This is a genomic window from Bacillus sp. 7894-2 (assembly GCF_002272225.1).
Lineage (GTDB): Bacteria > Bacillota > Bacilli > Bacillales > Cytobacillaceae > Cytobacillus.
This window is the reverse complement of record NZ_NPDG01000169.1, coordinates 1-433: the sequence shown is the minus strand read 5'-3', so window position 1 is coordinate 433 and position 433 is coordinate 1. Positions and strand designations below refer to the sequence as shown.

The following is a 433-nucleotide window of genomic DNA, read 5'->3' as shown; positions in this document are numbered from 1 at the left end:
CATGTTACCATGGAGGAAAGAATGCTACTTGGAGGGGATTTTTTCTATGGCAAAGAAAGGACAAACTTTTAATAGCTATTCGGAGGAGTTTAAACATAATGCCGTCATGAAATACGTGAATGGGTCTAAGAGTTATAAAGTACTGGCAGAAGAATTGGGAATCCGTAACTGCAGCCAGCTTAAAGTGTGGGTTAAGAAATGGAAAGCTGGAGTACCGTTTAATGAGCGTAAAGGAATCTCTAACCCTTTAAAAGGCAGGCCTAGGACTAAATTCAAGTCGGTTGAAGAGGAAAGAGATTATTTAAAAGCACAGGTTGAATTTCTAAAAAAGCAGTATCCAAATCTGGTAAAGGAGGAGGAAACATACCCAGAAGAATAAAGTATGAACTGGTTGATGAGTTAAGGGGGACCTATCCGGTCTCCTGGCTGCTTG

Annotated in this window: 1 protein-coding gene; it reads left to right on the top strand. The window is 40.4% G+C overall.

Features of this window, described 5'->3' with window-relative positions; translation table 11 throughout:
• Positions 1-46: 46 nt before the first annotated feature.
• The gene (locus CHI10_RS21975; protein WP_095246263.1) at positions 47-379 is read left to right on the top strand and encodes a transposase; all 333 of its coding nucleotides are present in this window, start codon (positions 47-49) and stop codon (positions 377-379) included.
• The last annotated feature ends 54 nt before the right edge of the window (positions 380-433 follow it).

Coding starts and splice junctions, on each gene's coding strand:
- CHI10_RS21975 (WP_095246263.1), top strand. CDS start 47: ATGGCAAAGAAAGGACAAACTTTTAATAGCTATTCGGAGGAGTTTAAA.